The organism is Brenneria izadpanahii, from assembly GCF_017569925.1.
GTDB classification, from domain to species: domain Bacteria; phylum Pseudomonadota; class Gammaproteobacteria; order Enterobacterales; family Enterobacteriaceae; genus Brenneria; species Brenneria izadpanahii.
Window position 1 is genome coordinate 4,079,645 of the sequence record NZ_CP050854.1, and the last position, 24,698, is coordinate 4,104,342.

At 51.2% G+C, this 24,698-nt stretch carries 18 protein-coding genes, 1 tRNA gene and 2 pseudogenes; 7 read left to right on the forward strand and 14 right to left on the reverse strand.

The genetic code is table 11. The annotated features are described in order from the left end of the window. The first annotated feature begins 33 nt into the window (after nucleotides 1-33). The 3 genes from HC231_RS18185 to ansP all read left to right on the forward strand — a co-directional run bounded on the left by HC231_RS18185 (nucleotide 34) and on the right by ansP (nucleotide 4,025). Nucleotides 34-711, forward strand: a complete 678-nt coding sequence (locus HC231_RS18185) for a type 1 glutamine amidotransferase domain-containing protein (RefSeq protein WP_208228131.1) — start codon at nucleotides 34-36, stop codon at nucleotides 709-711. A 26-nt stretch (nucleotides 712-737) separates the two neighbouring features. Then, nucleotides 738-2,156: a coniferyl aldehyde dehydrogenase gene (locus tag HC231_RS18190; protein ID WP_208231403.1), complete on the forward strand. Its 1,419-nt coding sequence runs from the start codon at nucleotides 738-740 to the stop codon at nucleotides 2,154-2,156. A gap of 402 nt (nucleotides 2,157-2,558) precedes the next feature. After that, the gene (gene ansP / locus HC231_RS18195) at nucleotides 2,559-4,025 is read left to right on the forward strand and encodes an L-asparagine permease (protein ID WP_208228132.1); all 1,467 of its coding nucleotides are present in this window, start codon (nucleotides 2,559-2,561) and stop codon (nucleotides 4,023-4,025) included. Nucleotides 4,026-4,069: 44 nt separating this feature from the next. Here the strand turns inward: ansP and HC231_RS18200 are convergent, their stop codons facing one another. After that, nucleotides 4,070-6,220, reverse strand: coding sequence for an ornithine decarboxylase (locus HC231_RS18200; protein WP_208228133.1), 2,151 nt, complete (start codon nucleotides 6,218-6,220; stop codon nucleotides 4,070-4,072). 646 nt (nucleotides 6,221-6,866) lie between these two features. Between HC231_RS18200 and HC231_RS18205 the strand changes: the two genes are divergently transcribed. After that, nucleotides 6,867-6,942: transfer RNA gene (locus HC231_RS18205), tRNA-Phe, on the forward strand. A gap of 198 nt (nucleotides 6,943-7,140) precedes the next feature. Here HC231_RS18205 and HC231_RS18210 read toward each other — a convergent pair. From HC231_RS18210 to HC231_RS24045, 12 genes and pseudogenes are all read right to left on the reverse strand, one after another. After that, nucleotides 7,141-8,154, reverse strand: a complete 1,014-nt coding sequence (locus HC231_RS18210) for a tyrosine-type recombinase/integrase (protein ID WP_208228134.1) — start codon at nucleotides 8,152-8,154, stop codon at nucleotides 7,141-7,143. A 69-nt stretch (nucleotides 8,155-8,223) separates the two neighbouring features. Beyond that, nucleotides 8,224-9,924, reverse strand: coding sequence for a TraI domain-containing protein (locus HC231_RS18215; protein WP_208228135.1), 1,701 nt, complete (start codon nucleotides 9,922-9,924; stop codon nucleotides 8,224-8,226). After that, nucleotides 9,918-11,363 (reverse strand): UvrD-helicase domain-containing protein, encoded by a 1,446-nt coding sequence (locus tag HC231_RS18220; RefSeq protein WP_208228136.1) that lies wholly within the window; start codon nucleotides 11,361-11,363, stop codon nucleotides 9,918-9,920. The genes HC231_RS18215 and HC231_RS18220 overlap by 7 nt, the downstream gene beginning before the upstream one ends. 235 nt (nucleotides 11,364-11,598) lie before the next feature. After that, a complete protein-coding gene (locus HC231_RS18225; RefSeq protein WP_208228137.1) occupies nucleotides 11,599-12,282 on the reverse strand; it encodes an N-6 DNA methylase in 684 nt (227 codons plus the stop codon). A gap of 119 nt (nucleotides 12,283-12,401) precedes the next feature. Further along, the gene (locus HC231_RS18230; protein ID WP_208228138.1) at nucleotides 12,402-13,316 is read right to left on the reverse strand and encodes a DUF1281 domain-containing protein; all 915 of its coding nucleotides are present in this window, start codon (nucleotides 13,314-13,316) and stop codon (nucleotides 12,402-12,404) included. Nucleotides 13,317-13,434: 118 nt separating this feature from the next. Next, entirely contained in the window at nucleotides 13,435-13,707 is a 273-nt protein-coding gene (locus tag HC231_RS18235; protein WP_208231405.1) for a TA system toxin CbtA family protein, read from the reverse strand. Beyond that, nucleotides 13,707-14,732 carry an ArdC family protein gene (locus tag HC231_RS18240; RefSeq protein WP_208228139.1) on the reverse strand — a complete coding sequence of 342 codons (1,026 nt, stop codon included), beginning with the start codon at nucleotides 14,730-14,732 and terminating at the stop codon, nucleotides 13,707-13,709. Before HC231_RS18240 ends, HC231_RS18235 begins: the two co-directional genes overlap by 1 nt. A gap of 74 nt (nucleotides 14,733-14,806) precedes the next feature. Then, nucleotides 14,807-15,409 (reverse strand): DUF3085 domain-containing protein, encoded by a 603-nt coding sequence (locus HC231_RS18245; protein WP_208228140.1) that lies wholly within the window; start codon nucleotides 15,407-15,409, stop codon nucleotides 14,807-14,809. A 105-nt stretch (nucleotides 15,410-15,514) separates the two neighbouring features. Further along, complete coding sequence (locus tag HC231_RS18250; protein ID WP_208228141.1) at nucleotides 15,515-16,147, reverse strand: hypothetical protein; 633 nt, start codon at nucleotides 16,145-16,147, stop codon at nucleotides 15,515-15,517. Nucleotides 16,148-16,241: 94 nt separating this feature from the next. Further along, on the reverse strand, nucleotides 16,242-16,592 hold the full coding sequence (locus HC231_RS18255; protein ID WP_208228142.1) for a hypothetical protein: 351 nt from the start codon (nucleotides 16,590-16,592) through the stop codon (nucleotides 16,242-16,244). A 1,030-nt stretch (nucleotides 16,593-17,622) separates the two neighbouring features. Beyond that, nucleotides 17,623-18,513 carry an integrase domain-containing protein gene (locus HC231_RS18260; RefSeq protein ID WP_208228143.1) on the reverse strand — a complete coding sequence of 297 codons (891 nt, stop codon included), beginning with the start codon at nucleotides 18,511-18,513 and terminating at the stop codon, nucleotides 17,623-17,625. A 1,234-nt stretch (nucleotides 18,514-19,747) separates the two neighbouring features. After that, nucleotides 19,748-19,848: pseudogene (locus HC231_RS24045) on the reverse strand (hypothetical protein); the annotation flags it as partial. A gap of 235 nt (nucleotides 19,849-20,083) precedes the next feature. Here HC231_RS24045 and HC231_RS18265 point away from each other — a divergent pair. Beyond that, the gene (locus HC231_RS18265; RefSeq protein WP_208228144.1) at nucleotides 20,084-21,778 is read left to right on the forward strand and encodes a thiamine pyrophosphate-binding protein; all 1,695 of its coding nucleotides are present in this window, start codon (nucleotides 20,084-20,086) and stop codon (nucleotides 21,776-21,778) included. Between the two features lie 12 nt (nucleotides 21,779-21,790). Beyond that, on the forward strand, nucleotides 21,791-22,795 hold the full coding sequence (locus tag HC231_RS18270; protein WP_208228145.1) for a 3-oxoacyl-ACP synthase III family protein: 1,005 nt from the start codon (nucleotides 21,791-21,793) through the stop codon (nucleotides 22,793-22,795). A 407-nt stretch (nucleotides 22,796-23,202) separates the two neighbouring features. On the opposite strand, the pseudogene HC231_RS18275 reads toward HC231_RS18270, so the two are convergent. Beyond that, nucleotides 23,203-24,024: pseudogene (locus HC231_RS18275) on the reverse strand (IS630 family transposase); the annotation flags it as partial. Between the two features lie 224 nt (nucleotides 24,025-24,248). Between HC231_RS18275 and HC231_RS18280 the strand changes: the two are divergent. Continuing rightward, on the forward strand, nucleotides 24,249-24,665 hold the full coding sequence (locus tag HC231_RS18280; RefSeq protein WP_208228146.1) for a hypothetical protein: 417 nt from the start codon (nucleotides 24,249-24,251) through the stop codon (nucleotides 24,663-24,665). Nucleotides 24,666-24,698: the final 33 nt, after the last annotated feature.

Genomic DNA, 24,698 nt, shown 5'->3' on the forward strand with positions numbered 1-24,698 from the left:
AGCTCACTGAGACTAAATTTAGGAGTCCTGGATATGAACATTTTGATCGTGCTTACTTCACATGACCGCCTCGGCGATACCGGCAAGAAAACCGGCTTCTGGCTGGAAGAATTTGCCGCGCCTTATTACGTATTCAAGGATGCCGGCGCGCAACTGACGCTGGTTTCGCCGCTGGGCGGTCAGCCGCCGCTGGATCCCAAGAGCGACGAACCGGAAGCGCAGACGGCCGCAACCGAGCGTTTCCGTAACGATCCGCAGGCGCAAGCGGCGCTGGCCAACACCGGCAAGCTGGCCGATGTGCGCGCGTCTGATTTTGATGCCGTGTTCTATCCCGGTGGTCACGGCCCGCTGTGGGATCTGGCCGAAGACGCCGCGTCGATCGCGCTGATTGAAGCCTTCGATCGCGCCGGCAAGCCATTCGGGCTGGTCTGCCATGCGCCGGGCGCATTACGCCGCGTTCGCGCCGCCGATGGTCAGCCATTGATCAAAGGACGCAAAGTCACCGGTTTCTCCAACAGCGAAGAAGAGGCGGTGCAGTTGAGCAAAGTGGTGCCGTTCCTGATTGAAGATGAATTCAAACGTCTGGGCGGTCTGTATGAGAAAGGGGCGGACTGGCAGCCGCACATCGTCATCGACGGCCGTTTGATCACCGGGCAGAACCCCGCCAGCTCCGAAGCGGTGGCCGAAGCCTTAATCACACAGCTGTCTTAACTTTTTAACACGTTCCGGAGTCAATGATGAATTCTCCCGTTACCGCGGCCACACTGGCTGCAACCGTGGCAGCGATGAAACAAGCCCACGTTCAGGATGGTCCGGCCAGCGCCGAACTGCGCCGCGACCGGCTGAACCGCGCGGCGAAACTGCTCACCGAGCATCACCAGGAGCTGGAAGCGGCCATCAGCGCCGATTACGGTCATCGCAGTCCTTATCAGACCCTGCTGGCCGATGTACTGTCTTCCGTCGGCGAGTTGCAGTATGCGGCGGAAAATCTGGAACAATGGATGCAGGCTGAAGAACAGCCTGCGCCGGGCCCCGGAATGCAGGCCCGCATACAGTATCAGCCGCTGGGCGTGGTCGGCATCATCAGCCCGTGGAACTTCCCGCTCAACCTGGCCTTTTGCCCGCTGGCCGGCGTATTTGCCGCCGGCAACCGCGCCTTGATCAAACCGTCCGAGCTGACGCCGCGCACCGCCGAACTGCTGGCCGAGCTAATCGCCCGCTATTTCGATCCGCTGGAGCTGACCACGGTGCTGGGCGATGCCGACGTAGGCGCCGCCTTCAGCGCGCAGGCGTTCGACCATCTGGTATTCACCGGCAGCACCGGCGTCGGCCGTCATGTGATGCGCGCCGCCGCCGAGAACCTGGTGCCGGTGACGCTGGAACTGGGGGGCAAGTCGCCGGTGGTTCTCGATACCGATGCCGATGCGCAGGTGGCCGCCGAACGGGTGCTGACGATCAAAACGTTCAACGCCGGTCAGATTTGTATTTCTCCCGACTACGTCATGCTGCCAGAAAGCGCCTGTGACGCCTTCGTGGAACACGCGCGTCGTTTCATCGCCCGGACGTTCCCGACGCTACAGAAAAACCCGGACTACACCGCTATCGTCAGCGATCGCCACTTCCAGCGCCTTCAGAACCTGCTGGACGATGCGCGCGCCAAAGGCGCCACCGTCATCGGGCTGGAGCCGGAAAACGAAGCCAACGCCGATGCGGCGACCCGCAAGATAGCGCCGACGCTGGTGCTCGGCGTCACCGACGAGATGCTGGTGATGCAGGAGGAAATCTTCGGGCCGATCCTGCCGCTCAAGACTTATCGCAACGTTGACGAAGCGCTGGACTACATAAACGCGCATCCGCGTCCGCTGGCCGCCTACTACTTCGGTCAGGATCCGGTGCGTCAACAGCGGTTTAGCGTGCAGACCACTTCCGGCGCGCTGGTAATCAACGATGTGATGACGCATGCCACGGTCGAGAGCATACCGTTCGGCGGAGTAGGCGCATCGGGAATCGGCGCCTACCACGGCATCCACGGTTTCCGCCGTTTCAGCCATGCCAAGGCGGTTGTGGTGCAGAGTCCGGGCGGCGAATACAATCTGCGTATGCGCGCGCCTTATGCCGACGGTCTGGCGGAAATCAAAAAACTGCTGGCTAACTAAATCAGGATCTACGGGCTGTGGCGCGCCACAGCCTACAAAATGCCCCGTGGCGACGTCGAAGCGCATTTGCATACGACGATTGCCCGGCGCAATCCATTCCCGCCGAATTTCCCGCTTCCCTATCAGGTTATAAACGCATTTTTTGCTACCTTTGCCAATAAAAGGTAGCATCACCGCCGTTCTTTAACGCTATGTAGATACATTTATAAGAAACCACGGATGCGGTATAGCCTATTCGGGTGCAAAAATACTCATTGCTATACCCTTCATTTTTCAAGCTGCATCGATAGTTGGCTGCTTTTTATTACCCGGCTCATCCCTGAGTCTTGATGCAACGCGAAATCTATTGGGTAGATACGTCATTCATCGCAAATGAATGATTGACAGGAATACAGGTAAGTAATGGCTCAGAGCAAACAAACACGTAGTGAACATGATACAAACCAAAGACGTTGGCTGGACTCACATGAAGCAGGCTATCACAAGGGATTAGGCAATCGTCACGTTCAGATGATCGCCATTGGCGGTTCTATTGGCACAGGTCTTTTTCTTGGCGCAGGCGCGCGTTTACAAATGGCGGGGCCGGCGCTGGCGCTGGTCTATCTGACCTGCGGCATCTTCGCTTTTTTCATACTGCGCGCGCTGGGCGAACTGATCGTCCATCGCCCGACCAGCGGCAGCTTCGTTTCTTACGCCCGCGAATTTTTCGGCGAAAAAGCCTCTTATGTGGCGGGCTGGATGTACTTCCTTAACTGGGCGATGACCGGTATCGTCGATATCACCGCGGTGGCGCTATACATGCACTACTGGGGCGCCTTCGCCGACATCCCCCAATGGTTTTTCGCATTGTGCGCCTTGTCGCTCGTCACCCTGATGAACCTGATCGGCGTCAAATGGTTTGCCGAAATGGAATTCTGGTTCGCGCTGATTAAGGTCGCCGCCATTTCGCTGTTTCTCATCATTGGGACGGTCTATCTCGGCATCGGCGCGCCGCTGGACGGCAACCAGACCGGCATGCATCTGATTACCGATAACGGCGGGATTTTCCCGCACGGCCTTCTGCCGGCGCTGGTGCTGATTCAGGGCGTTATCTTCGCCTTCGCCGGCGTTGAAATGATCGGCATCACCGCCGGGGAGTGCAAGAATCCGGAAACCGTACTGCCTAAAGCCGTCAATAGCGTTATCTGGCGTATCGGGGTATTTTACGTGGGTTCAATTGTTCTGCTTGTTTGTTTACTGCCATGGAATGCCTATCAGGCGGGACAAAGCCCGTTTGTAACCTTCTTCAACAAACTGGGCGTGCCTTACATCGACTCGATTATGAACATTGTCGTGTTGTCCGCGGCGCTTTCCAGCCTGAACTCCGGCCTATACTCCACCGGACGAATTCTGCGCTCGCTGTCTCTGGGCGGTTCGGGACCGAAATTCCTGTCGAAAATGAGCGCCCAGTCCGTACCTTATACGGGTATTCTGGTGACGGTAAGCATTCATATTATCGGCGTTTTTCTTAATTACATCGTACCGTCGCAGGTATTCGAGATCGTGTTGAATATCTCCTCGCTGGGCATTCTCTCCTCCTGGGGGTTTATCATCGTCTGCCAGATGAAACTGCGCAAAGCGATCCGCCAGGGCAAGGCCGCTCCCGTGACCTTTAAAATGCCCGGCGCCCCCGTCACATCCTGGCTGACGCTGGCCTTTCTGCTGGGGGTGCTGGTGCTGATGGCGTTCGATTACCCGAACGGCACCTGGACTGTCTCCGCCATTCCCATTCTGGGGTTGATGCTGGTTGCGGGGTGGTTGGGGCTGCGCAGACGGAAGGAAAGGCAGCATCAGGCTGAAGTTCAAGAGCCGGAATCAACCACCATCTGACGGCCTATTTGATATAGACAGGCCCGCGACCGGGCCTGATGTTTTTAACGCTCAATCACGTAGCCATAAAGACGTTTGCTGCCGTCTTCCTCAGCCACGCTGTAAACGCCTTGCAGTTCCGGCGAGAACCCCGGCAGCAGATTGATCCCGGCTTCCAGCGCCAGAAAATAACGCTGCACCGCCCCGCCCCACACTTCGCCCGGCACCACGCACAGCACGCCCGGCGGGTAAGGCAAAGCGCCTTCCGCCGCGATACGACCGGCGATTTGGGCAATCGGCGCCAGCTCAATGTTGCCGCGCACAAACTCACGATTGGCATCCTGCGGCAGCATCACCGCCGGAGGAAAATCCGCCTTGCGGAACATCGCCTTTTGCAGATCCTTCACGTTATGACCGGCATAAAAATCATGCATTTCCTGACACAAGCGGCGCAGCGTATAACCGCGATAGCGCTGCTCATATTTCTGATACAGGCTGGGCAACACATCGCTCAGCGGCGCGTCTCTGGCGATAAGCCGTTCAAAATGGACGATAGCCTCTACCAGACGCTGCATTTTGACGCTGTCTTCGGCGGGCGTCAGCAGGAACAAAATCGAGTTCAGGTCGCACTTTTCAGGAATAATGCCGTGCTCGCGCAGGTAATTGGCCAGAATAGTCGCCGGAATGCCGAAATCGGTGTATTCGCCGCTGATCGCGTCAATTCCCGGCGTAGTTAACAATAATTTGCAGGGATCGATAAAATATTGATCCTGCGCGTAGCCGTCGAACGAGTGCCACTTTTCGCCCGGTTCGAAATTGAAGAACCGCACATTATGCGCAATGATGTCCGTATCGTGATCCTGCCACGGTATCCCCGCCACCGTCGGCGGCACAAACGGCTGAATCAAATCACAACGCGCCAGCAGCTGTTTGCGCGCTTCGATACCGGTTTTCACGCACTCCAGCCATAGCCGGCGCCCGCTGGCACCCTCATGCATTTTGGCGTTCACATCCAACGCGGCGAACAGCGGATAAAACGGGCTGGTAGTGGCATGCAGCATAAAGGCGTTATTAAAACGCTTATGATTGCAGAAACGCCGCTGCCCTTTGATATGAGTATCTTTCTTATGTATCTGCGACGTCTGGGAGAAGCCCGCCTGCTGCTTATGCACCGATTGCGTGACAAAAATGCCCGGATCGTTTTCATTCAACTCCAGCAACAGCGGCGAGCATTGCTCCATCATCGGGATAAACTGCTCATATCCCACCCAGGCGGAATCGAACAGAATGTAGTCGCACAGATGACCGATACTATCGACCACCTGACGCGCGTTATAAATCGTCCCGTCGTAGGTGCCGAGCTGAATCACCGCCAAACGGAACGGACGCGCTTCTCTGGCCCGTTCCGGCGCCGCTTCCGCAATCAGTTCGCGCAGATAGGCTTCATCAAAACAGCGCGCGTCGATCCCGCCGATAAAACCAAACGGGTTGCGCACGGTTTCCATATAAATCGGCGTCGCCCCTGCCTGGATCAGCGCGCCATGATGGTTGGACTTATGATTATTGCGGTCAAACAACACCAAATCGCCGCGCGTCAGCAGCGCATTAGTCACCACCTTGTTGGCGGCTGAAGTGCCGTTCAGCACAAAATAGGTTTTATCAGCATTAAACACGCGCGCGGCGAATTTCTGCGCTTTTTTGGCGGCGCCTTCATGGATCAGCAGATCGCCCAGCTTCACATCGGCGTTGCAAATATCCGAACGGAAAATATTTTCGCCGTAAAAATCAAAAAACTGTTTCCCCGCCGGATGTTTACGAAAAAACTGTCCGCCCTGATGCCCCGGACAGGCGAAGGTGGTGTTTTCCATTTCGACATACTTGACCAGCGTATCGAAAAACGGCGGCAGCAACGTCTCCTGATAACGCTGGGCAGCGCTTTCCAATATCTCTGCGGCGCCATCATCGTCCAGCGGCAACCACTCGCTGCCTAGCGGCAACATTTCGGATAGCGAATCGGTATTATCCTGCGCCACAAAAGCCGGAATGGTAAAACCGGTGTGGTGCAATATCGACAAAATCCCGCTGCGATCCTCCTCAAGAGAGACAACGACCGCTGCCACATCGGTAAAATCAGTCTGACTGAGCGCAACAATTTCACGTGCAGTGATTAAACGGGCGGCAACCGCAGAATTAGCCGCAATTTTTAACTGTTTCATTTAACCAAACCCAAACGGTTAAGGATGAGTGTACGTGCCCGGAAGACACAGCGCAGGGATAATAATCCCGACCAATCACAATGCCGATCGGTAACGGCAAGCGTATGATCCCTACAGTTATTACTGTAGGTTAAGAATGGATAAACTGGGGTCAGCACCATCCGATAGACATCAGTAAAATCAGAGCGGCGCTCTATTTTTAATCATGCCTAACAGTGAGCGTACGAACGCCTCACCGCATGGTGGCGAAGGATAATCGAAGAGACGGGGAAAGGCGGCTGGAACGAGAAACGTGCGACGCCATCATCAAAGATCCGGCGCAGTCATTTTGCACCAAGAACCATGAATCCGACATATCAGCAGCCCTCTTTAGCCACGGGTGAACAGGGAGTTCAAGCGAACAGGAAGTTAAAAACCGCGCAATATTGGCATTATTTTCCGCCGAATTCAAGAAATGGACGGCTTTCATTTTGTCTCCAATCATGACATTTCGGCGCAAAACAGCGCTACAGATGGAAACTCCCCTACGCGCATGGCCCAACCGCGTAATAACGCCCGGCGATTGCCTGAAAATAGAGCAAGTACGAGCGTTTGTGACAGAAACTCGTTGACGGCGCGCAGCCAATACGGTTTAATGCGCCCCGTCGCCCGGATAGCTCAGTCGGTAGAGCAGAGGATTGAAAATCCTCGTGTCCTTGGTTCGATTCCGAGTCCGGGCACCATTAATTCTGCATCAAAGCACGCTGGTTAGAGGGAAAACCCTTTGACGGGCGGAAAAAATGGAACCGGAAAGTTAATATCGTAGTGTTTTCTAAGACCTTGTACACTCGATGTTAATGATTAGGTTCCTCTTAAAAAGGATGCCTGTTAGCGCAGGCGTCCTTTTCTCGATCGCTGGCAATTCTTACAGTTCGTTAAAGTTATGTCAAGGCGTGTCTGGTCTCTTCTTCCCTGGTTGGGATAATATCCATATACAGCGACAATTCCTCCTCCAGTGCCTGCCCGGTGATCGCCAAATCCAACTCGACGTATTCCATTGTGGTGCTGACGCTCCGATGCCCCAACAACCCTTTGACCAGCGCCAGGTTGCGATCGGGCGACTTCATCATTTCTGTCGCCAGGGTATGCCTGAATCGGTGAGGGCTCACCTTAAAACCACACTCCTTTGTCAGTCTGGTGAAAAACGAACGAACAGGCTGTATCGCCGGTTCGGGGCCGACCTCGCCTGATGGATTCAGGAATCTTGCCACATCAAACAGGTAGCTTTCGCGTTCGGCGCCTTGTGCTATGGCGCGTTCAACCAGTATCCGCACACGCTCGCGGACAAAACTGACGACAGGAACCCGCCACTCGCGATGAGTTTTACTCCCCTCTCTGCACAGCAGAATAGCGTTGGCCCCCAGATCGACGTCCATTATACGTATGTGCAACAGCTGGTTTTGTCGCATACCTGTCGAACGCAACACATCAATCACCGTCCGCCAATACCACACTGGATAGAGTGCGCAAGGCCGGCCTTTCCTCTCCTGGCGCTTTTCTCTTACTTCAAATAGCCCCAGAACCAGGTTCACCCTGACCAGTTGGTCACGACTCAGGATTTTCTTTCGTTTGCTTCCTAATGGCACCTGTGTTTCGTTGAGCGGATTTTCCCCGATAATGAGCCATTTTTTCTTGATCCCCTGGTTGTAAAGCGCCCGTAAATGACGCACCTTATTATTCCAGGTGCTGGTCGTTAAACCTCTTCCCAGCATGTCCCTGCGCCATAAAAGCAAGTCACGGTGAGTCACTTCGTCAGGCAACCTGTTATGGCCGATGAATTTCCGAAACACCGCGACCACGCGCCGATAGCTATTTTCAGTATCCGGTCGCAATGGTTTGGAGAAAAAGTATTCATCAAGCAGTGCATCCCAGCTCATTAACCGTTCCTTATTCATGATTGACATCCCTCTTGTTTAACAGACATACAGCGAACGCCCGGCTCCCCAGGCCACAGATAATTCCAGTCAGGGGATAACCAGCATCTTGCTATCGTCAGGTACATTTTTTCCGCGAAAGAGCAAACTCGCTTTAATGAGGTAGCCTTTAGTTCGTTTATAAGGGCCCGATCCATCGGCGCTTTCATACAGATGAGCAAAATAAAAACGTTTCCCTTTGACCCGACGGTGTTTTTCCAGACGTTCAAAGTCCTCCTGGAGGGCTTCGCGCTGATTGCCATCCAGTCCTTGCTGTTTCAGATAAAGATAAAAAATACCGGGTACGGTGATGAAGATAAAACCGGAAACAAAATGGACCCTCGCCCCTGCCGTGTTGACCTCGATCTCGTCTGAATTAAGTCCTTCACTTAACCATTTCCAAAAATGTTCTCCCGGTTTGTCTTCTGTGGTCGGCTCAGTAAACAGTTCCATATCGCGCCCCAAATGGGGCGTTAGCTCACCTAAACTTAGATCAGCGTCAATGGTCTCAGTCGGCAACTCAATAGCCTCATATTTAATTTCAGGCCGTCTGACTGTTTGATCTGTTAAATCAGTGTGTTCTTCCGTTGCAGTGGGGATAACTGATTCCTGCGCCAGGTTCTCTTCGGTCAGGGGCTCCTCCTGAACAGCGAGCTCATCGTTCTGCGTTTTCTGGTGCTCTGGTGCAGACACCTTCACCGCCATCAGTGACAACAAGGCCTCCATATCCTCTTCAGTGCCGGCAACCGGTTCCGGCGCCACAACCATTTCAGCCAGCGGTTTGTCATTAACGGGTTCATCCAGTGCGGAGCTCAGCAACACATCGGCTGTTGGCGTTTTGCTCACCTCTGCCGCAGGCTCGCTTTCCACTGACGGCGCCTCTACCGTCGGTAAAGCACTGGCCGCGCTTTGCAAATCCTCCGGTGGGGCCAATGGCCCGGCGGCGGCAGTGACCGTTTGCAGCGGTGCCGGTGAAACGATAGCCAAGCTACCCGAAGGTAAGGCGGCCAGCAGACTATCTCCCCGCGCCTGCCGAACAGCTTCCCGGACAATCTCATCAATCACCGGTAATGGGCTGTGCTGACGTGCAACGATCATCATAAGTGCCTGGGCGGCGGCCGGCAGCGTCGACAGCCAGGTAATGGCATCAGACGGTACCAGGCGTGCGGCGATCAACGCACACTGACTTGTCGTCAGTGCCGGTTCTGGCGGCTTAACCCTGAAACGAAAACGGTATGGTTCATCAGGTACGGTGAGGCCGGGCAACCAGGGTCGGCCGCTCAGCAGCTCGCCTTCAATTTGGCTGAGGGCTGGCAGGTAACGACAAAGGGCGGCGTAAAAAATGACGGCATTCCACAGTACATTCTGGGCGGACTGATCTTCCGGCGCGGCACCCGGAGGGAGCATATGCCCCCTGGCCAGGCGTACGGCAAAAGTCGTCGTCTGCAGGGTGACCTCCGCCAGCCCGCCCTCGCCGGCATACTCCCCTTGTTGCGTTGCCGGCAACGATTGCATCAACGTTACCAAATGCTCCAGGGGCTGCAGATAAAATTGCCTGTAGAGATCTCCAGGTAATGCACTGCTTTCCCATAGCTGTTGCAGGCATTGTTTGCGGGATACGGGGTTCAACAGTTGTCCGGCGGATACCGGTATAAAATAGCCTGCGGGGCATGCCGGAGATGAAGACTGAAGCACAGATTTTGCCGGTGCCACCCGGCTGCCAACCAGTAACGCCCTGATGGCTTTCAGCATGACGTCTCCCCGGCGGTATCACGCTCTTCGGCCATAAGCGCCTGCAGCAACGTATTGATCACCAGCGTTTGCCGGGCGCGCGTCACCGCCACATACAGCAAATTGGTTTCATCCGTGCGCTCGCACTCCGCCATCAACGGATCGGTGATATCGGCAAAATCCTCATCCAGCACTACCACCGGCCACTCCAGCCCCTTGCTGCGATGTGCCGTTGAAACGGTGACCTGTGCCTGATTTTCATTCGTCACCGCGTGCTCACGCATTACCTGTAGCTTTTGTGGCAGGGGAAAATACCGATCAAGCAACCGCAATGCCTGATTCATGTCGGCATCTTTGGTGGCTCTGGCCACGGCTTCAAACTCGTCAAAATTGCGATATTCCCGCGCCAGCTGTGGCGATTGCATGCGTTCCGGCATATCGGCCGAGAACCAGTACAAATCTTCCATTTCCTCCGTTTTGTAGCCGGCGATGCCGCCCACCCAATACACTTTATTCCCTGCCAGACTGGCCTGCAGCGCCGCGCCGATGACACCGGCAACGGTCCGGCTCAATATGGCGACATGCCCCTGCTCAGCGTCTTTGGGCAGATGTGCCACGACGTTATCACTGCCCCCGTTACCCACCACGGCCAGCGTTTCCCCCTGGCGGGCCAGCAGCATATTCGCCACGCCGGCCACCGCCGGGCCAAACCGAAAACTGTGGGTCAGGCAAAGTTGATCCGCATCAGCCAGTTGCGGCGCATCGAGCGCATTTTCGGCGCCGCGAAACCGGTAAATCTGTTGATGACGATCGCCGACCAGCACCACGTTGCAGCGCTGTGTCAGTATCAGCGACTGCGTCACCGGGTTTGCATCCTGCCCTTCATCGAACAACACGGTATGCCAGCGCGTCGAGAAGTCGGGTCGCGAAAGCTGGTACAGCTTAAGATAGACGTCATGGGTGACAGGAAAATGTCCATCTGGTCGGGCAGACTCGTGCCAGAGCCGCTGTACCGCCGCTAATATCTTCCCGTCGGACAATCCACTGCGTGCCTCGTCGCTCGGTAAGTGTTGATGCCCAAACCCGGTATCGCCACTACAGAGGAAGGCATTGAACGTGATGATAGCCGCTCGTGCCAGCGGCCAGTGGCGGGTATTGAGCTGTCGGGCAACGTCGGTGATGCGCAGGTTCCCGGTCAGCCGGTGTTGGTAGTGACGGCCAAAATTGGGCCAGGCCAATTGATGTGATGTTTTGCATTCCACGTTGAACGGGAATTTTTGCTCGGCTTCATCCCTGACCGCCCGATTATAGGCGAGATAGAGCATCCTGTTTCCAGGGTTGGCCAACGCAAAACGCACCAGGGTCGAGGTTTTGCCTGTGCCGGCAAAGGCCCTGACCACCAGGCGGTGTCCGGACCAGCCGATGACGGCGGCCTGTTCAGGCGTATCAGAATAGGACATCAGCAGCACTCCGTAAAATCATGACGGGCGTTATGCTGCGTGGGTCGTTACGACGTTCGCCACAGAAAAACCTTTTCCCGGAAAGAAAAGATTATTTTCAGGCAAGCTTAATGCTACGACAGCGCCTGACCGAAAACACCGCTGAACTGTCTGATAAAGCAGACGAAATCATACGGTCTAAAATAAAAAAAACCGGCCAACAGGCCGGCACAAAGATAGCGTTTATTGCCCTGAGTCAGGCAATACTTTCCCGTCTTGACGGTAACCGATGTGTCCAGTTCCCCAGATAATGTCCGGGCGTGTAGAGGATCCGACGACGCTCATCGTTAAGGCTGTTCCCAATCACGACTTCACCCGCTACGCCGCAAAGCGACAACTGTATGTAGGCCATTCCAGCCGCCAGTGGATCAACATCCGTCGCGGAAACCCACAGGTGACGGTGCGAAGCGTAACCTGCCTGGTTAAGAACATCGGCATAGGCCAATACCATGCAACCCGCTCCGCATGCAGGCTCGCTGAGCGTGATAAAGGGGCGCTGCTTAAACACCTTATTCACATCGCCCAGCTGTATTTTTGCCATCATGAGTGAAATTTCCCACGGCGTAAAAAACTGGCCGCGGTATTTGTCGCCCAGTTCCAACTGCATAAACACCCGGCCGAGGAAGTCACAGAACCCTGTTTGCAAGCCGTTAACCACATGGGCAAGCAGTTGCGCCAGGCGACTCACATCCGTTTTTTCATAGCCACTGATTATTCGCATATATTTGTCCTCTCGCTTTTGGCTGAAGCAAAGGCGGTTCTCCAGCGCAATCACGCTGCAGCTGACAAAATCTTCGAACACCTTGTGGCGCTTATGGTATCGCGCAGTCTGGTTAAAAAGAGAAACAAAAGCCTTTTCATGGTTAATAACGCCGTTCATACGTGCTCTCCATAAAAAAGGGAACACGTATCCCGTCAGGGAAACAATGTTCCCCAACGGGTAAAAAGGCCACCGTTGTCAGCGGTGGCCACAGGTTAATTTAAACGAAAAGGCGGTGGTTAACTGGCAGTTGCATTTGACGAAAGCGGCACTGAATCCTTGTCTGCGTAGGTCAGGTACACAACCTCACCTTCAGGCTCTATTCGTCCGCCATCAACATGTTCGCCACGGTCGTAACAGTCATAACCACTGCGTTTCGCATCCGGCATAAACCAGGCATGCTCGACCTGGCAACTGAACTGCTCTGATAATATCCCGATAACTTCGCCTGCCGGCGGATACCACGGAGAGTCGAAATGCACCGTTAACGTGTTGATACCGTCACGAACGCAGCCGACGTTATGCCCACATGGCCATTCAACCCCGTACTGGCGGCCGTAAAGCCCGGGCGTTGTCGGCACGTCCCGCAACAGATCCCCTGAACCATTCAGTTCAGTGGCCAAACGTGTCGGTATCAGCATCAGCATATCGCACGGGGCGGTATACTCAGGCATCATGCCCAGACGTTCCCAGCAATTGCCGGCATCAATGACAGGGCTGACGCCGACGATGCCAAACCAGTCCGCATACTGACGGGTGAGCACATCCGCAATACGATCCTGCGCCATGGCCGGGATGTTTTCCCACTTCACCGCATCGATGCCTGACTGGCGATAGGAACGTTCAATCAGCCGAATGTTCTCTGTCGTTAACGGCACATCCGCTTTCAGCAACCCAACCCATTGTTCAAAGGCCAGATTCTGCGGCGATGCCACGCCAGGATGCGCCAGTAATCCTGGATAGGGTTCATAGATACCGGGCTTTACCGTCGCCGGCTTCAATATGCCGGCGCAACCTGCCAAAAACAGGCGGCAGCTCTGCAAAATGGCATGACGATAATCAGGCACCACATGGCCATTGGCCCATTTTTGCACCTCATCCACAAACACGGATTGGCCAGTGATAATCAAACGATTGTTGCACCAGTTCGACATGGTAGTTCTCCTCTTCTTTACAAGAAAAAGAGGGAGTTTCCCCCATAGGGGGAGTGTCTCCCCCCTATGGGTCAGGTGTTAAATCATGACAGTCAGGCTGATTACGCCTTCCTCTCTGTTAGCTGTATTCCTCTTCCGCCGCCAGGATAACCTTCAACTCATCGACTTCACGGATATACGGTGATAATGGCTGATAGTCAGTGGAATCAATGCGTTCAAGGTGGTACTTGTCCACCAGGGTGTTGATCGCCTCAAATGGCCGTATCCCGGCCTCATCTAAAGCAATAACGCAATCGTCTTCACACAGCTCGGTATCGTTTAACGTCAGGCCAAAATATTTGGCCAGAAGCATGCCGGCAGTGGATTGCCAGATTTGTTGTTCATGATTCATCATGATGCCTCTCTCATGCCGCTCACCGCGGATTCAGTCGACCCCATTTCTGCTTCGGCCAGAGGCGTTAACAGAAACTCGGATGCCTCCCTTGCCTGTTTGCTGGCACGAAAAATCGCACGTTTATCCTCATGCAGCACCTTAATCCAGGACTCAAGGTAACTGTCGTGCTGAACATGACCGAAGATCCCCAACTGCGCACATAAAAAAGCGCTGCCCAGCTCGGCCACCAGTTCTTCAAACGCATAAAGCGGATCGCCGAACCGGCGCGAAGTTAAGGTGATCCCCTCACGATTAAGCCGTTTGGCATGACCGGTACTGTGTACCAGTTCATGCAGCAACGTTGACCAGTAGTCCGCCTCGGTTCGAAACTGCCGAACCTGCGGCAAAACAATCTGGTCGCGGCCCGGTGAGTAAAACGCCTTGTCCTGGTAAATCCGGTCAAATTGAACGCCACAGGCTTCAACCATCGTATTAACCTGTTCCTGAACTTTCCCATCAACCCGAGTGACATCCTGTTCCGGAGCATCTGCCGGCGGTTCGCCGACAACGCAATCCGGGAGGTCATCACACTGGGCGACGTTAAACAGATACAGGGGTTTCAGCATGGGTATTCGCATTTTCAGCGGGTTCCCGTCGTCGTCCAGTTGCGGCTTACCGTCGGCATCCTCCACCTGTTTATCCCAGGGTTTGAATACCACGGCCAGTGTCGCTCTCTCGCCTGCGCGTACATGGCCACCGACGGCTTGCGCCTGTTTGTAGGTTAACCAGCGATTAGCCTCATAGCCCTTCTCTGCTGCAGCTATCCATAACAGCAATACATTGACGCCGCTGTAGAGATAACCGGTCGTGCCGTTGCACGGCATGGCGGCATGCGAAGAAATGCGGCGCTGATTGGTTCGCCATGGCTTACGCCAGGGCAAGGTTCCATTCTCTATGGCCACAATGATTTTGTCCGTCACCTGCTGATACAGATCCGGACGGTCGCCACGAGATTGAGTGAACTGACGTGATGTTTTTTTCATGGAGTGCTCCTCATAAAAAAAGGCGCATTCCTCCCCAGGTGGCGAAGAATACGCCCCGGGGGACAGAAAAAGGGTTAGCAAGAGGGGTAACGTATCGCCCCTTGCGCGTTGACCGAGTCAATGCGTTGTTTCAGTAACCTGAAAGCGGCCTGGAACTCTCCCCGATCGCGCGGTTTAGCCCGTTTGCAAGCGGTGTAGCAAGCCGTTCCCAGCAGGTTGATGGCGCTGTTACGCCAGCGTTTCAGTTCCGATTTACCGACACATGCCGGATAATGGACGTTAGCCTGTTGCAACAGACGCGCCGCCATTCGACGGTAATCGGCAACGCATACCCACTCAACAGGAGCAACATGAATGATGAATTCCTCTTTGAGTAAATGTATCCGTAACTGATTGCCTTCAGACAGTATTCGTTCAGCAGCCTTTGCATCCAGTTTGAGGTGCTCGCAAAAATCATCACCGCCGGCAAATTCACAGGCGGTATCGTACCAGTCCTCATCCTTCTCAGGATGGCAGCCATCCGCATAAACCAGATGCTTGATATGACCATCTTTGCGCCACGCTCCCTCCGCCGACATCAGGTAAATCCCCTGATCCTTGACCAGCAACAACTCACACTGGTTAGCCAAAGTTTCCTCGACGACCGGACGCAATTCCGCAGAGTTAAAATGCAACATGTTTGTCTCCTTCAATAACGGAGACAGCTTCCCGGGAAGGAAAGCTCCCTCCGGGGATTAACGCCTTAAAGGCGCAGGGTTGTTTAGCTCAAAGCCGTAAAGTCATCAGTATTCGTAAAAATTTTCCGCTTTTAGTTGATACAAACGATGTTCGGTTTCAGTCAGGATCCGCCAATCGTCTTTATTCAGAGAACGCTTCGGATCGGACAGAAAAGTAAGTAAAAGCTCGTCTACAGAGCCCGCCATCACTGTCACGGAAGACGGTGAAAGCGGAGCCGATAACACTGGCCAGCCCAGATTCCGGTTCAGCCAACGTAACGGCATAGACCAACTGGCTTCGCCGGCAGAGGAATGCACCCGAAAATTATTTCGGCAGAGACTGTGCAACAGCACCATGACAAGCCGACTAAAAAAATCATAGGGTTGATGCTGCGGGGTAAATTCCTGAACGCAAAGTGTGTTGTTGCTACGTATACGTTCGACAGTAATGACATCCGGTCGGTGTTCAGCATCAGTTTCGCCTGAAAAGACCAGAACGCCAGCGTCAGGGAACAGACCAGAGGCATCAGTCAGTACCCTGTGCTGCCCATCATACGGACGCAAAACAGAGGGTAATTTCCAAAATGTATCCGTCACTGCCAGCACAAAACTTTGCCAGTCGTGAGGGGCAATAGTATTCACCTGTTCAATGGTGTAAGTAATGGGTTCAACCGTGGGGGTGAAAGATAACGCGCTCATGAATAAATCCTCCAGGAAGAAATGAAGGGGGGATTTATCCCCCGGACGGGAATAAATCCCCGTCTGGGTCAGTCGTTACAGAAAACCAAACGCTTTAATGGTAACGATAACGAAGTGAAGCAAGATGTTCGGCCAGAATAATTGCCGCCGCCATTGCCTCCCTTTGAGTTCGAAATTCGACTGAAGCCATTCCTGCTGTCAACGGTCGGATAGAAAAGCTGTACTTCCCGGCATAGAATCCGGAACGAGAGATGATTGACGCCCCCCAACCACCAGATGGCAGTGGGAAAGCTCTGGCCCTAAAGCTCAGGTCTCCCATAGCGGTATGTTTCCACTCACCTTCAATTACTCCTTCCAGAACCGGATTTATTCGGTACCAAAGCGAACGCAATTTTTCGGTGACACGAAAAGTTGGACGCAAGTAACGCAGTGAAAAGGTATGCATGGTGTTTCTCCTGTAAAAACGGGAAACACCCGTCCCATCGGGAAGGTATTTCCCGATAGGTAAACCAACTGCAAAGCAGACTGGCTGACGGTGATTAGTCGTCCATATCCATTGAATGGACGAACTCAGGGTTTTTCAGACTCAGAAGCCGAACGCCGCAATGGCTTCGTCGCCCTCGCCGTTTCGACTCAGTTCTCAAGTTTCTGATGGTAGTACATGAGTTAGGACATGCAATCGTCTCCAAAAACCAGGAGAAACTACTGTCCTGCAGGGATTGGATTATCCCTGGGGATTGGATAATGTAAACAGCCTTAATCATCATAAGATGATATCTACTCTCAAAGGCGGGCAGATGTACCACACCAAAAACGGCGTGCTCCCTCTCAGGCTACGGAAGCGTTTTTTTGCCATCACCCGAAGGCGATCCTCACAGATGGCCAGGTCATTGGTGGCTGTCTTTTGACAGCAGGGTCACCCGAAAGCGCTCATCACAGACCCACTGAGCATTGGTGGTTGTCCGAAGACAACGAGTAAGCAACTTTATTTTTGAATCCTCAAGCCGATATGTCAAGCCTATTTATCGACAAGTTGAAAAAATTATAAGCCGCAGCCCTGAGTGAGCTGCGGCGAAAGGTTTAAAAATACGTTAGTAACATCCGGTGCGGGATACATACAGTTGCAGCCCGTCGCTCTGAACGATTTTATTTATTATTTGTTTATTTTATAAAGAAAATATACGAAACCAGTGAAAATATTATTGAGCTAAAGAACCATGATTTAGGGTTAAAATATTGCGGGTATATTATGTAGTTCAATAAAAACAAACAGATATATGCAATTAAACTTATAATCATAGGTATTATTTTCATTATTCCTTCACCTTTTCCTGTAAGTTTATTCATTGTCCGATAATATATTTTCTTGTTAAGCGCTAAAATTCCTCAGGACGCTGGCGCCGCCTCCGACCACAACGCCTCATAGGCGGGGTTGGCACTGCCCCCCAGAGATGTCGCAGCGACGGCCGAAACTATCATTCATCCAGTCCATCTTTTAAATACACCTGTTTTATATACCGACCACGACCATCTCCGTGTCCTAAGTCCATCGAGACTAATGCTTCAGCTTCAACCTTACTCATCCCATTTTCAACATGAAAACTAACAGCATCACGTGAATAAGCGTAACGTAAACTATGAGGCGCATCTTTACCGACCATTCCCGCCTCACGAACGATATTTCTGTAACGCTCAATTGCGGTATGTAAAGATGGCTTGTCAATCAACTTTCCGTTGTTTTCTCCACTGTGCTTTATTGCTGCATCTAAAATGGATAAGACTTTTTCTCTATTATAAACGGTTGTTTCCCGTGGACGTCCACCTTTTGTTCCGAAAATAACGCGCACACGTTCATTCCCATTAATCAAAGCCTGCTTCCACGTTTTTAACGATTTTGCCGACTGAACGGCTTCTTCGGTTCTCAAACCTAAATAACGAGACAATTGAACAGCCAGCGCTACACCCTCGTCTTTTTTTAATGAGTGGTTTATGACTGCTGCTAATTTTTCATCCGTTATTGGTGCTTTTGTTCCATCTCGGTTAGCCCCTGAAATACCCAATGCCTGGTTACTCAGTTTTTCATGATTTGGGTCAGCTAACTTATTTCTACCTGCTGCAGTCATGATTGAACGCACAGCTGACATTTCATTTTGTAACGTACGACACGATATATTCTCAGCCTGACGGCTATGAATATATTTCTCTATGTGAGACGTCTTAATGTGTTTTACATCCCTGATCTGAATATTTAACTTCGCCAAGCGCTCAGAAAAACGGTCGGCAATTCTGGAACGGTCAGCTACGGTTTTAAAACTTCCTCGCCCTTGGCGGGCGAGAGTCACTAGCTGCTTGCTGAGTTTAGACATCGTTTCATCTCCCACGGCATACACAAACCTCTACTTTTCACCAAAGCAGACGGATCTGTATCCCGATAATTTCAACCCCGACGACACGGTTACTTTTGCGCTTCCAGCGTCTCGACTGGCATCTGTGCATCGGGGCGGCGAAATGTTGAGTTATTTCGAGGCTCCCCAGGTCTCTGACCTGTTCGCTGTTTTCACAGGGCTGACTGTCGTCAGACTGCCTCCACACACTACTGTTCGTAGTGTCGCCATCGATACCGAGTCGATTTCCTCCTTATAGGTAATGAAACGTTCAAAACGGTTAGTCCCGTCGTAGTTACGTTGAAGTGAATGTAAGTTTAAGACCGTACTGACACGGACTACGTGTTGGTCAGATGGTACTAAAACGTTGAAAACCACGTCGTGCGTGGGTTGAGACGTTGTGCGCTACGCGCGTCACTTGGTAGTGTCTTCGCCACTTCACAAGTGACGCGCGTTCCTCTGCTCCCAATGGGACTCACGTAAGCAGCCAAATGTACCAATTGGCTTTATACGTTCGTTCAAAGGTTGCATCGTCAGCAACACGTCATTAAGGCTTTAATAGCTTTAAAGAAGTAAGCGATATCAGTCGGTTGTATCCGACTTATCCAGGCAGAGATGCCTAATGTGGAAATGTGCCTGGCTAGCGAACACCGCGGCATTGGTGGACTTTTCAGCAGCCTTCACCGCTCCGAATACTACGTTGAATGAGCGATATCTGCTCCCAAAGGCGGGCAGATGTACCACACCGAAAACGGTGTGCTTCCTCTCAGGCTACGGAAGCGTTCTTTTGCCATCACCCAAAGGCGATCCTCACAGATGGCCAGATCATTGGTGGCTGTCTTTTGACAGCGGGGCCACCCGAAGGCGCTCATCACAGACCCACTGAGCATTGGTGGTCGTCCTGGGACGACAGTACAACTCGGTAATCCTAGCAATCTGAACAAACCACGTCAAACATAGGAGTAGACATTTTTCTGTTATTTGATAACGTTTCCCTCGGATATAAGTACCATAAAGTGAGTGATATGTTTTCTCTAATAAATAAAGTTAGCATTGTTATTTAGGGAGTAGAGCGCCAGCCTCACTCTTTAAATTTTTCCAAATAGAACGTTGCGATAAGATATATTAAGGAATTAATGGACAAAAACACAAGTAAAAATGACGCTATAAAACATCTGGCATCAGAGTTTTCAGATTAATGAACAATCACGATTTAAATGGCAATGAGCCGTCTGGCATGGTTTTTATCACGGTTTGCTGGGCTTCTTTTCTCATCAGACGTCTTTCTTCATCAGCGATAAATGCTATGATCGGCATAACTCAGTCCGGTTAGTGATGTGGGATATTTGGCGAGTGATTAGATCACTTAAATCGGACTGAGTTCCCTTCGAGTGATCTAATATTTTTCGAAGTTATTTAGCGTTTTCAATAAATCACGCTATAATTATATAGATGGAAAGTAATATTCTCGATCTTTAGAACGTTAAAGGGTAAGAATTATTTTCCTATATCAAGTGTTCTTTAAGTATTTACGCTTTATTAGGAAGGTTTTATGAGCAAAGACGAACAGCTGACGGTTATAAAAGCCTTAGTCAATAGTTTAAAAAAAGTGGGTGTTGAAGCTGCTTTTGGTGTCTCAGGTGGATTTATTGTTCCTTTGTGGGAAGCACTGTCAGAGTCACCACTCAAGGTTATCCATTGCAGACATGAAAGCGGTGCCGCTTTTTCAGCCTCAGAGTACAGTTTATATAACAATGTCCCCACCATTGTTTTCTCCACTTCCGGGCCAGGGATCACCAATGCCTTAACGGGATTACGTGCGGCCAAGCTGGATGGCGCAAGAGTGATATTCATTTCAGCAACTACTATTGAGGAACACAACGGTAAATGGGGATTACAGCAAACAACTCGTCAAGATATCAACGACCTCGCAGGCGATGGCATCAGCGGTTTTTTTGATAGTATTGTCTTTATTGACAGACAAGAAAAATTAATGGAAGCAATCACTGCCATAAATAATATGACAACATCTTATGGCCATGTGTTGGGGATTTTTATACCAACAAATATCCAAAAAGAAGTTTTAAAAGAAAATAATAGAATCAATATAGAACGCATCACACCCGCATCGAATTCTTACGAAAAGAACAATAACGCTGAGAGTCAACAACAAAAAATTGCAGATGCGCTTGCGGCGGGAGGTGCTATTCTTTGGAATGGATTTGGTTGCCTCCATGCCGCAGAGATATTAACCCGCATCGCTGTTGAAACGAATACACTGGTAATGTCTACTCCGAGGGGAAAAGGGATTTTCCCCGAAAACCATGCGCTTTACCTTGGCACAACTGGATTAGGTTCCGATGGCAAAAAAATCAGAAATACGCTAAGCAACCCATCATTAAAGACTATTATTGTATTGGGTTCGAAACTGGGAGAGTTTAGCTCTTCATATATACAAAATCAGATGACTAATATTGATGTTTATTATATTGGTCTGGGAAATGAGGATATCAAAAGAAACCTTCCCGCCAGCGCTGTTATTATTAATGCGGAAATTTCTCATTTCCTGCATGGGGTATACGATAAAGTAAAAAAAACCGCCTTTTGTCATAACCCGCAGAGACTCCGCAGAGAACAGAAACCTGAACAACAGGATCCGATACCGGTTAAGGATGGCGTCGTTCATCCACAGCAGGTAATGGCGATTACTCAAAAGGTAGCAATTGAAGAACATGACTGTTTGATCGCCGCAGACGCAGGAAACACGTTTGTTTGGACCAACAGATATTTACATTTTCAAAAACCAAACCGCTACCGGGTTTGTACCGCGCTGGGCGCCATGGCCCATTATGCTTGCGGGATCGTGGGCCTGAGCGTGTCAGGAAAAACTACCCTGGGTATTATCGGTGATGGTTCCATGTTGATGAATAATGAAGTCAGCACCGCTGTTCATTATCAGTTACCGGCTATTTGGCTAATAATGAACGATGGCGTATACAACATGTGTCGGCAAGGATTGGGGCTATTAGGTTACCCACCGCTGGACTGTGTTATTCCCCAGGTTGATTTTTCTTTGTTTGCCAAGGCATTGGGCGCGGATGGCGTCAGGGTCACAGAGGCGGACGAGTTGGAAACCTCACTACGTGCAGCCATCTTGAAAGGCGTTCCTACTGTCATTGATGTTCTGATCGATAAAGATGCGCAGCCGCCGTTGCTTGATCGGATCAATACAATTAAGTCACTCTAGGAATTAAATATTATGCTGAATTTTCCCAGAATATTATCTGCCTCAGGCGTATTGCCTGATAAACGCATTGATATCAAGCACCATGACGAATTAACGACTGAGTTCAGCACAAATGTTGTTCAGTTTGAGGCGGATACGCGACATATCTGGCCTCTTGACGATAAACGGGATATTGATATTTTGCTTGATGACAGCTTTCTAGCCGCGATGGAATATGCCCAATTGTCTGTTGACGACATTGACTTTCTGATATTGAGCCAATCATGGCCGGATAATATTTTGGGGCAGGAATCTGGCCTGCTGGCGAAAAGAATAGGTGTGAAGTGCCCTTCGATTGGCATCAATGTTGGTACTGGTGGTGGATGTACGGCAATGGAAATTGCCAATTCACTGATTTTGTCAGGACGTTATCAGCGAATTGCTATAGTAACCGGTTGTAATTATCGTCATTTCTTTCAAGAGAACGAACCGGCAAAGCAATTACTCAGCGATGGCGCCGCCAGTATGATCATCGGTCAGGGAAACGGGCCGGAAATCATCGCGTCTTATTCGGTATCTACTGCTCATTATCAGCCACTGGAATATGTAGATGGTACGTCAGACAATAACGTATCTCATATCAGGTTCCCCCCTGGTTCAGGAGGTTATATTTTTGACCATTTGCCAGAAACGATTATTGACTGCTGCACCGGCGTCTGCCGTTCTGCTGATTTTCAACTGTCGGACATTGACGCATTCTATGTTTTCGAACCGGTCCACTGGATACATGAAGTAGCGGCGAAGGCATTGCAAATAGACAGCAAAAAAATTTTTTCCACTTTTTCACGCTACGGAAGCCTGGGAGCCGCACTAAACACGGTCGCTCTTATTGATATGGCAAAGCATTTTTGTTTACGAGACGGACAACTGGTGATAACCATGGGGTTTGGAGCGACATCAACCGCGACGGCCTGTTTGCTGCGATGGCATGACTTTCCTTGCCGAATACACCAGACAGAGCGCATGAATGGGGTATAAATATAACGTTTAGGTGTTTGCCTGATTCTTTATTTGAGCCTGTTGCGGAAACTGATAAAGCACTATTTCGATGATTTTGACGATTAACGCTCCTGCGGGAATACACGCGCACAGGGAAGCGACTCAGCAAACAATCCGCATCGATAACGCACCCGATTTTCGTGTACCAATTTGTGTACTACTTCGGCGTGGTTGACGGTAGTTTTCAGTGGATTTCGCTGGAGGCTCAACAGCGCGATTACCCTGTTGAATCAGAGAGCTACAGACTTTAGTGGAGGTCTATAGAACAAGAAATGAGATCTTAATTTTTTCAGTAACTAATTGATACTGTTATCAATATCAAGATATTGAATAAACACATTTAGGGATTGATTCTTTACGTTTGGCAAGTCCATAATCAGGCGTTGCCAACGCGCCACTTTGCGGCTTTTATAGAGGATGTAGTTATCAACCACCAGTGTCATGGTTTTCGCTCGCCGGTAAGTGCGGCGTAATGTTTCTAATAGCTTGATAAATAAGTCAGAACTCTTGCTGCCGCCGCTGACGTAGTGGACGCGTCCCGTACCCGAATGGAGCGCGCCAGCCAGATAATGTTTTTAATTCTTCCCCGGTGTAACAATGCGTTTTTGTTGCCATTTGGGCATCCAGTCCGCACCGATTTTCGGGTTCAGGTCAATATCGACTTCATCCTGATAGAACCCGGGATGGTCTGTCTGCGCCTGAGCCAGTGCCTGCTCAATGACAAGCCGCTTTTCCTCATAATGCGGCTCTTTGATTTTCAGCGTCGGCGCGGCCCTGCGCCAGACCATGCCTGCTTGTTTCATGTATCGATGTAATGTGGCGGGATGAAGAGCAACGCCAAAAAACTGGTTGACGATACGGGCCAGCAACGCTGTACTCCATCGTGAGCGCAGCCAGCCGAAATCTTTCGGAGAGCGTTGTATCAGTAGCGGAAGAGCCTGAAGGATATCGGCAACCAGCCACCGTGGAGCGCGTCCGGGCCTGAGGCTTTTTAGTCCTTCAACACCATGTAAAGTAAACCAATTTATCCATCTCCCAACGGATGAGCGAGCGGCGCAGAGTATTTTGGCGACGTCGGTAACGGTCATTCCCTGATGGAGCATCAGCATGGCAATGAGCCGTCTGGCATGTTTTTTATCACGGTTTTGCTGGGCTTCTTTTCTCATCAGGTGTCGTTCTTCATCAGCGATAAATGCTATGATCGGCATAACTCAGTCCGGTTAGTGATGTGGGATATTTGGCGATTGATCAGATCACTTAAACCGGACTGAGTTCCCTTCGAGTGATCTAATATTTTGCGAAGTTATTTAGCGCATCACAGAACGCAAAAAAAAGGCCTGAGCATCTGCGGCCAGAAGGGCCAGGTAAATAGCAATTGGTTGTTATTTCAGCTATAGTCTCAAGAAAGCCTAACAAGAGATATGGAAGCTCTATGAGCCAAACGAGAAATCAGCAAGCATTGCAACGAGGTATTTTAGCGGCACGTATGTGGAAGCGCCTTAAAAGTACGATTTTACGTTTGGATCAACGCTGCGTATCTAAAGCGCGTGCACATAAGTTCCCTGGCTGGGTCGGACACATTCCGATGAGCATGTTTGCTATCATCATGCTGGCAGCACTTGTGTTCGGCGGGATGATTATTGCGAGTTCAGCAGTACTCGTTGGTGCGCTGGTTCTTCTTGTTAGTGGATCATTTTCTTCAGAGGGGGACGCTAATCGCAAAGAAGGAGGTGAAGACTTCCCCCCCACTTACCTTAATAACGATTTCGGTACAAAATATCGCAGTGGCCCACATGGCTGGGGCTGGTATGATTCGACAGGCTATATGCATGATGAAGACGAGAACTGAGAGTCCTTTCTCAGCTTTATTACCTCTGAAACT

What these genes read in the sequence shown, in the direction of transcription:
- HC231_RS18220 (WP_208228136.1), bottom strand. Translation starts at nt 11,363, where the DNA reads ATGTCCTATTCTGATACGCCTGAACAGGCCGCCGTCATCGGCTGGTCC.
- HC231_RS18280 (WP_208228146.1), top strand. Translation starts at nt 24,249, where the DNA reads ATGAGCCAAACGAGAAATCAGCAAGCATTGCAACGAGGTATTTTAGCG.
- HC231_RS18200 (WP_208228133.1), bottom strand. Translation starts at nt 6,220, where the DNA reads ATGAAACAGTTAAAAATTGCGGCTAATTCTGCGGTTGCCGCCCGTTTA.
- HC231_RS18245 (WP_208228140.1), bottom strand. Translation starts at nt 15,409, where the DNA reads ATGTTGCATTTTAACTCTGCGGAATTGCGTCCGGTCGTCGAGGAAACT.
- HC231_RS18270 (WP_208228145.1), top strand. Translation starts at nt 21,791, where the DNA reads ATGCTGAATTTTCCCAGAATATTATCTGCCTCAGGCGTATTGCCTGAT.
- HC231_RS18260 (WP_208228143.1), bottom strand. Translation starts at nt 18,513, where the DNA reads ATGTCTAAACTCAGCAAGCAGCTAGTGACTCTCGCCCGCCAAGGGCGA.
- HC231_RS18250 (WP_208228141.1), bottom strand. Translation starts at nt 16,147, where the DNA reads ATGAGCGCGTTATCTTTCACCCCCACGGTTGAACCCATTACTTACACC.
- HC231_RS18230 (WP_208228138.1), bottom strand. Translation starts at nt 13,316, where the DNA reads ATGTCGAACTGGTGCAACAATCGTTTGATTATCACTGGCCAATCCGTG.
- HC231_RS18215 (WP_208228135.1), bottom strand. Translation starts at nt 9,924, where the DNA reads ATGCTGAAAGCCATCAGGGCGTTACTGGTTGGCAGCCGGGTGGCACCG.
- HC231_RS18210 (WP_208228134.1), bottom strand. Translation starts at nt 8,154, where the DNA reads ATGAATAAGGAACGGTTAATGAGCTGGGATGCACTGCTTGATGAATAC.
- HC231_RS18235 (WP_208231405.1), bottom strand. Translation starts at nt 13,707, where the DNA reads ATGAATCATGAACAACAAATCTGGCAATCCACTGCCGGCATGCTTCTG.
- HC231_RS18190 (WP_208231403.1), top strand. Translation starts at nt 738, where the DNA reads ATGAATTCTCCCGTTACCGCGGCCACACTGGCTGCAACCGTGGCAGCG.
- HC231_RS18185 (WP_208228131.1), top strand. Translation starts at nt 34, where the DNA reads ATGAACATTTTGATCGTGCTTACTTCACATGACCGCCTCGGCGATACC.
- HC231_RS18225 (WP_208228137.1), bottom strand. Translation starts at nt 12,282, where the DNA reads ATGAACGGCGTTATTAACCATGAAAAGGCTTTTGTTTCTCTTTTTAAC.
- HC231_RS18240 (WP_208228139.1), bottom strand. Translation starts at nt 14,732, where the DNA reads ATGAAAAAAACATCACGTCAGTTCACTCAATCTCGTGGCGACCGTCCG.
- HC231_RS18255 (WP_208228142.1), bottom strand. Translation starts at nt 16,592, where the DNA reads ATGCATACCTTTTCACTGCGTTACTTGCGTCCAACTTTTCGTGTCACC.
- ansP (WP_208228132.1), top strand. Translation starts at nt 2,559, where the DNA reads ATGGCTCAGAGCAAACAAACACGTAGTGAACATGATACAAACCAAAGA.
- HC231_RS18265 (WP_208228144.1), top strand. Translation starts at nt 20,084, where the DNA reads ATGAGCAAAGACGAACAGCTGACGGTTATAAAAGCCTTAGTCAATAGT.